This window comes from Paenibacillus sp. PastM-3 (assembly GCF_029893965.1).
GTDB lineage: Bacteria > Bacillota > Bacilli > Paenibacillales > Paenibacillaceae > Paenibacillus_AQ.
Window position 1 is genome coordinate 20,642 of record NZ_JARXXP010000045.1, and the last position, 7,201, is coordinate 27,842.

5 protein-coding genes are annotated in these 7,201 nt (G+C 56.0%); 1 reads left to right on the plus strand and 4 read right to left on the minus strand.

Annotated features, from left to right (window positions below; translation table 11 throughout):
- Positions 1-561: 561 nt before the first annotated feature.
- The 4 genes from M2108_RS29950 to M2108_RS29965 all read right to left on the minus strand — a co-directional run bounded on the left by M2108_RS29950 (position 562) and on the right by M2108_RS29965 (position 5,240).
- Entirely contained in the window at positions 562-1,749 is a 1,188-nt protein-coding gene (locus tag M2108_RS29950; RefSeq protein ID WP_277473088.1) for an aminotransferase class I/II-fold pyridoxal phosphate-dependent enzyme, read from the minus strand.
- On the minus strand, positions 1,742-2,818 hold the full coding sequence (locus tag M2108_RS29955) for a D-alanine--D-alanine ligase (protein WP_346780652.1): 1,077 nt from the start codon (positions 2,816-2,818) through the stop codon (positions 1,742-1,744). The genes M2108_RS29950 and M2108_RS29955 overlap by 8 nt, the downstream gene beginning before the upstream one ends.
- A gap of 21 nt (positions 2,819-2,839) precedes the next feature.
- On the minus strand, positions 2,840-4,297 hold the full coding sequence (locus tag M2108_RS29960; protein WP_277473086.1) for an aminotransferase-like domain-containing protein: 1,458 nt from the start codon (positions 4,295-4,297) through the stop codon (positions 2,840-2,842).
- 100 nt (positions 4,298-4,397) lie between these two features.
- Positions 4,398-5,240 carry a helix-turn-helix transcriptional regulator gene (locus tag M2108_RS29965; protein WP_277473085.1) on the minus strand — a complete coding sequence of 281 codons (843 nt, stop codon included), beginning with the start codon at positions 5,238-5,240 and terminating at the stop codon, positions 4,398-4,400.
- A gap of 153 nt (positions 5,241-5,393) precedes the next feature.
- Here M2108_RS29965 and M2108_RS29970 point away from each other — a divergent pair, with 153 nt between their 5' ends.
- Entirely contained in the window at positions 5,394-7,103 is a 1,710-nt protein-coding gene (locus M2108_RS29970) for a glycoside hydrolase family 2 protein (protein WP_277473084.1), read from the plus strand.
- The last annotated feature ends 98 nt before the right edge of the window (positions 7,104-7,201 follow it).

Genomic DNA, 7,201 nt, shown 5'->3' on the forward strand with positions numbered 1-7,201 from the left:
ATTAAGGGGCCAGAAATGCTAACGGACCGTACAGCCCTTATTAATCAGCCTACAGACAATTCCTTGAGCTAACGGACTCAGGAGCCTTTATATACTGATTAAATACCAAATAAGACGGTATTTGAGAGTAATAAGAGCACTGGAGTCCGTTAGCTGGTCCAAAAAGGCTGAAATGAGCAAATAAGGTCATCTGTGTCCGTTACAGCTGAACAGAGCATACATCAGCCAAGCTGGCTCAGAAAGCTTCAGCAGTTATAAGTCCATGAATCCATGCACATCGGGAAGTATTGGGCGATCCTCGCCCCCAGGAGGCTTCCAGAGATCCCTTATGCGTCTGCCGCGAAAAGGCAACACTCTTAGGGCAAGAAGCCGTGAATCAGCAAGCACCGCCGAAACAGCAGTCCCGGCCCGGAAGCCCTTTTCTCCGCCCCAAATCACGCCAAAAAGCCCCCTCCGAAGAAGGGAGCGCCCGTCTGCCGCCGTTATGCATCAGCACACGTCTCATTGCCATATCCCTTTTTCTTCTTCAAGGATTATAGGGGATACGCCATGATCTTACAATTACATTTTTACTTTCATGAAGCCATCCATCCGCTCCAGCGCCTCGGTCAGCTTAGCGGTGGAAGCAGCATAAGAGCAGCGGATATGCCCTTCGCCGCCGCTTCCGAACACATGCCCGGGAACAGCGGCAACCCCTGCTTCCTGCAGCAGCCGCAGTGCAAAATCCTCCGACCGCATTCCGGTGCGGGCAATGGACGGGAAGGCGTAGAACGCCCCTTCCGGCTCACGGCAGTCCAGGCCGATGGTCCGCAGACCTTCGACAAACAGCGTTCTGCGCTGCCGGAAGACTTCCTTCATCCGGTCCTTGTCAGCCAGCCCGCTGCGCAGCGATTCCAGGGCAGCGATCTGGCCCAGCACCGGCGCGCACATCGCGGTGTACTGATGAATCTTCAGCATCGCACCCAGCAGCTCGCGGTTCCCGCAGGCGTAGCCGACGCGCCAGCCGGTCATGGCGAACGCCTTGGAGAAGCCGCTGATCAGGATCGTCCGCTCTTGCATCCCGGGAAGCGAGGCAATGCTGACATGCTTGCTGTCATAGGTCAGTTCGGCATAGATTTCATCTGACAGCACCAGCAGGTTATGCTGCTTCACCAGTTCAGCAATCGGCAGCCAGTCTTCATAAGACATCACCGCCCCGGTAGGATTGCTAGGGAAATTCAGCACCAGCAGCTTGGAGCGCGGCGTGATCACCTTTTCCAAGGCTTCAGCCGTCAGCTTAAAGCCCTGCTCCGCCGTAGTCTCCACTTCGACCAGCGTGCCCCCGTTCAGATGGGCTATCGGCGAGTAAGCAATGTAGCTTGGAGAAGGGATGATAATCTCATCCCCCGGAGCGGTGAATGCCCGCAGCGCCAGGTCCAGCGCTTCGCTACTGCCTACGGTAACGATCACCTCATCAGCAGCCTGATAGTGGAGCCCGAAGCTATTACGCAGGTAACAAGCAATCTCCTCCCGCAGCTCGGGCAGTCCGCTGTTCGGCGTGTATGTAGTCTCGCCGCGCTCCAGCGCACGGATACAGGCAGCCCGGATATGCTCCGGCGTTTTGAAGTCAGGCTCTCCCACACCAAGTGAAATAATATCGTTGTTACCCGCTGTAAGATCAAAAAAAGCGCGGATGCCCGAAGGCGCGATCTCCCGCACACGCGGGGCAATCCACCCCTGCGTGTACGGAGACACCTGCTCATTAAACATGGCTGGTCACCTCCCGTATGCCTATTTCCTCCGTTGCCGCGTGTGCTCCCGCCGCCTCGGCTTCCGTATTATATCCTTCAGCCACTGCTTCGCCCGGCCCATCCCCTTTCTGCATCAGCTCTGCATTCTCCCCGGCAGCGCCCTTACTCCGCCCCGCACCTTCCCCCCGCTCCCGCAGCGAGCCTTCAATAATCGCGTCCAGCAACCCGCTGAACGTATACCCGGCAGCAGCGGCGCTGCGCGGCAGCAGGCTCGTTCCGGTCATGCCCGGCAGCGTATTTACCTCAAGCACGTACGGCTCGCCCTTTTGCAGCAGCATATCTACTCTGGCGTAGACAGAGCACTTCAGCGCCTTATAGCAGGCGAACGCCGCCGTCCGCACCCGTTCATGTGTACCCGGCGACAGCTGGATAACCTGCTCATCTGCCCCGCCCTGCTCATATTTGGCGCTGTAATCGAACCATTCCGCACCCAGCGACTGGATGCCGATCACCGGCAGCAGCTCCCCGCCAAGGATGGCGCAGGTAATCTCCTGCCCTTCGGTGAAGGCCTCGATCAGGATCGCACGATCCTCGGCAAAAGCTTTTTCCACCGCCTCACGAAGCCCCTCAGCGTTATCCACCTTGGACATGCCGATGCTGGAGCCGCCGGAATTCGGTTTTACCATAACCGGGTAGCCCAGCTGTCCCACAGCTTCTTCCGAATAGTCCTCCATACTGTCCCAGCACAGCCAATCCGGGGTCAGCACGCCTGTGCTGCGGAGAATGGTTTTGGACAGATGCTTATCCATGCACACGCTGCTCGCCAGCACACCGCTCCCGGAGTAGGGGATACCGAGCGTTTCCAGCGTTCCCTGCACCGTTCCGTCCTCACCGTAGGCGCCATGGAGCGCCAGCAGCGCGAAATCCAGCCCTTTTACCGCCTCAACCAGCTGTCCGCGCTCCTCAATGATAACCGGCACCGCCTCATATTTACTCCGGTCCAGATGCTTCAGCATCTCTTTACCGGTATTCAGCGACACTTCGTATTCAGAGGACACTCCGCCCATAATTACGCCTACTTTTAACATATCCCCATTCCCCTTTTCATCTCATCCGAGTAGTTGTTGCCGTGCTGTCCTGCCGATGATCCCGATTCCCCTGCGTATATCGTCATCCGCCACCCTGGAGAAGCCCAGCCGCAGCGTGTTCTGTCCTGTTCCGTCTGTAAAGAACATATCCCCCACCGTAAAAATAACCCCCTGCTCCCGGCACGCCGCCAGCAGCTCTCTTGTGCTGAAGCCCTCCGGAAACGTGACGAACAGATGCAATCCCCCGTCCCCGCTCACCTTGCAATCCGGCAAAAGCTCCCTGCAGCACGCCATCGTCAGCTCGTATTTCCGCTTATATTCCGTTCTGGCCCGTTTGAGATACTTCTCCAAATTCCCGCCGAGCAAATATTGATACAGTATGGACTGGTCGAGCGTCGAGGTGTGGATGCTGCGTGCTCTTTTGACACTTTCCAGATAGTAGATCAGCTCCTGGTCCGCCAGCACCCAGCCTACTCTAAGGCCCGGGAACAGCACCTTGGAAAAGCTACCCAGATAAATCACACTGTTGCCGCCCCCGGCCGCCGCGATCAGCGGAGCCACATGCGAGCCGGAATAGCGCAGCTCCTCGTTGAACCCGTCCTCAATCACCGGCACACCGTAGTCGGCCATCAGCTTCATCACGCCCAGCCTTTTTTCGGGAGACATGACGATTCCGGTCGGATTGTGGTAGGACGGTACGAGGTAGGCACAATCATACATCCCTTCCTCCAGCGCCTGCTTCAGCTCACCGAGATGGATGCCGTCACGCTCCATGGCCACTCCACGGATACCGAAGCCGTTCAGCCGCAGGTTTTTGAGCGCCGTATGATGGGTCGGATTCTCGCAGAGCACCTTCCCGTGGCGCTGACCCAGCGCTGACAGCACAATATCAAAACCCTCCGTGAACCCGTTCGTAATCAGCAGATCCTTGCCGCGCATGTCTACGCCCTTATGCTCCATGTATTTCTTCAAATAATCTATTAAAGGCTTATACCCCTTGGCATAACCATAGTTCAGCAGAACATTGCCTTCTACTGACATCCGCTCCAGAAAGGCGCGTTTTACATTGTCCAGATCGAACAGGCTTTCATCCGGTGCGATACTGGTAAAAGAAATCGTGTCCTTCCCCGCGCGGATGCCGCGTTTCATAATATCCAGCTCTTCGGCCAGCAGCGCCCTGCTGCTCAGGCGGCTTTTCCAGTCTACACTCCAGGCAGGTGCTGCTGTATTCTCCGGGAGGGCTGTGTTACTGACATAACTCCCCTGCCCCTGCACCGTATAAGCGAACCCGTCATCCTCCAGCGCCATGTAGGCGGAGATCACGGAGTTGCGGCTGACCTTGAGCAGCAGGCTCAGTTCCCGGGTAGAGGGCAGCTTCTGCTCCCCCTGGAGGGCACCCCTCAGAATAAGGCTTTTCATATAATCCTTAACCTGCACATACACCGGCCGCCCGGCAATGAGCCTGAAATCATTAAACATCCGTAAGTCGCCCCCTGTAGCTATCATGGCATAATCTTTTCCGTAAAAAAAGAACCACAGACCCGGCATTTTCCACCGCCTGTGGTTCCTCTTGTTCTGCTTACTCCCCGGATCGCTGGCTGCTCCTATAGGCTGTCGGCGATACGCCGTTTAGCTGCTTGAACATTTTGCTGAAATGATATTCCTCGTAAAAGCCGCACAGCTTAGCGATTTCCCGCACCGGATAATCCGTAAACGTCAGGTAGCGGCACGCCTGCTGGTTCTGGATGTGCATATGATATTCCTTCGGCCCCATGCCGGTATATTTCAGGAAAAGCTTGCGCAGGTATGAAGCTGAAATACCGTACTCCTCCGCCATTTTTTCGATCCGGTGATGGTCCATGTAGGCATTCTCAAGCTTGCTCTTAATCTGCTCAAAGGCGGCAAAAGCTCCCGACTCCATCACATTCCAGTCCGCCCGGACGCTCTGGTGCAGCTTATGGAGCAGAATCTGTGTTTTGGCACGGGAAACGGCCGTTCCGGCAGTCTGCCCCGGCAGCCACTCCTGGTTAATCTCCCGGAACATAGCGCCGATCTCCTCAGCCTGCCGGGGGCCATACTGGCCCAGAAAAGGAAGCCGAAGTGTCTCTATGGGCTGGACGTTCCTCCAGACCGCATCATAGCCGAGCTCCGCACAATCGAACAGCAGCATCGTGATGCGCAGCGGGGCTTCTATTTCTGAACGCATGGACATTTTGAGGCCGGGCTTCAGATAAGCCAGCATCCCTGCCTGCACCTTATGCTCCACATTGGTCCGGAAGATCCCCTCCCCCTCATGAATCCAGTACAGGCTGTGCACATTGACCATGTTGCGGATATCCTCCCAGCCCGGAAAAGTCACTTTATCCAGCACAAAATGAATGTGCACGCTCAGGTCATTCAGGTTATAGGCATTCTCTTCCAAGCACAGTCTCCCCTTTGCTGCTGCAGGCGCGATTTATACAAGACATTATTGTTTTTTTCTATTCAATGCCCGAGTGGTAAATGATACTATCCATACTAACACGATGCCTGTAAAAGACAATGCCATCGCACAATAACGGGGAGGCGCACATACTTGTTAAGAACTTTTCGTCAGCATAATATCCGCGTAACAGAGCTGCTGGACGGGCCTTGGGATTTCGCGAAAGATCCTTTGAAAGAAGGCCTTGAGAAAAGATGGTTTGAGCGTTTTCCACATTCTCAGCAAACCCTTTACGTCCCTTCCTGCTGGAATAATGAGCTGGGAATGTATGAATATGAGGGCATCGGCTGGTACCGCAAAACAATCGTGCTGGGCAGTGAGCAGCATGTCCGGCTGATTTTCCACGCGGTGCAGGGTCACTCCGATGTTTACCTGGACGGGCAGCATCTGGGCTACCATTACGGCGGCTTTACGCCTTTTGAGTTCCTTGTGCCGTCCCTGGCTGCAGGAGAGCATGAGCTGATTATCCGCACGGACAGCACGCTGGACCGCTTCACCATTCCGACGGAGCAGGTGGACTGGTTCCATTACGGCGGTATCATCCGCTCGGTGGAGCTGCAGTTTTTGCCGGACCTCTATATTGAACAGCTGAAGATCGATTATGAGCTGCAGGATGCAGAGGCTGAGGTGTCTGTACAGGTGCAGTTGCGCTCTTTGCTGACGGATGCGTTGGCGACCAGGCTGGTGCTCAGTGAAGGCGGGCAGGAATTGCACGCGGAGGATGTGCAGGTTGAAGCAGGACAAATAGTAAACCATGTGATCAAGCTGCGGCTGACGGACGTGCGTCTGTGGAATATCGGCAAGCCGGAATTGTATACGTTCCAGCTGCGGACAGAGCATGACGACAAGATCGAGCGGATCGGCTTCCGCATTATTGAGACCAAGGACCACCGGATTCTGATCAACGGCGCTCCTGTTTATCTGAAGGGTGTGAACCGGCATGAGGAGCATCCGGAATGGGGCTTTGCCTTCCCGCCGAAGCTGATGCATAAGGAGCTGGATATCATTCTGGAGCTGGGCTGCAACACCGTCCGGGGCTCCCATTATCCGCAAAGCTCCTATTGGCTTGACCTGCTAGATGAGAACGGGCTTGTATTCTGGAGCGAGATTCCGATCTGGGGCTGCTTCCTGCCGAATGAGACCGTCAGCGAGCCGCTGTTCCGGGACCGCGCCCTGACCATGATTGAAGAGATGATCGGGACGCATGTTCATCATCCGAGCGTGGTGTTCTGGTCAGTACACAATGAAATCGATACCCGCACGCAGGAGGCCTATGCATTCACAGAAGCACTGATCGGACTTGTGCGGAAGCTCGACGCTTCCCGGCTCGTGACCTATGCCACCATGCATCCGCTGGAGGATATTTTGCTGCCGCTGTTTGATGTGATCGGCATCAACAAATATTTTGGCTGGTACGAAGGCGAGGTCAGCGGCTTCAAGGGCATGCTGGAGCAGTTCCATAAGCGGGCGGAGCAGCTGGGGGCGGGCGGCACGCCGGTGCTGATGACCGAGTTCGGCGGTGCCGGACTGTTCGGGGACGTCGGCTGGGAGCCGCGGCTGTTCAGCGAGGACTATCAGGCGCATATCGTGACCGAAGCGCTGAACATCTTCCGCGCTGATCCGAAGATCGGCGGCACCTACATCTGGCAGTTCGCCGACATCCGCGGCGACCTGAAGAGCAGCAGCAAGAACTTCCGCGACCGGGCCCGCGGCTTCAACAACAAAGGCCTCGTCAACGAATACCGCAAGCCCAAGCAGTCGTTCCGCGAGGTGCGGCGGATTTATCAGTCGTGGAATGACTGAGGATGTGGTTTGTGGTTTGTGGTTTGTGGTTTGTGGTTTGTGGTTTGTGGTTTGTGGTTTGTGGTTTGTGGTTTGTGGTTTGTGGTTTGTGGTTTGTG

Coding starts and splice junctions, on each gene's coding strand:
- M2108_RS29955 (WP_346780652.1), bottom strand. CDS start 2,818: ATGTTAAAAGTAGGCGTAATTATGGGCGGAGTGTCCTCTGAATACGAA.
- M2108_RS29960 (WP_277473086.1), bottom strand. CDS start 4,297: ATGTTTAATGATTTCAGGCTCATTGCCGGGCGGCCGGTGTATGTGCAG.
- M2108_RS29950 (WP_277473088.1), bottom strand. CDS start 1,749: ATGTTTAATGAGCAGGTGTCTCCGTACACGCAGGGGTGGATTGCCCCG.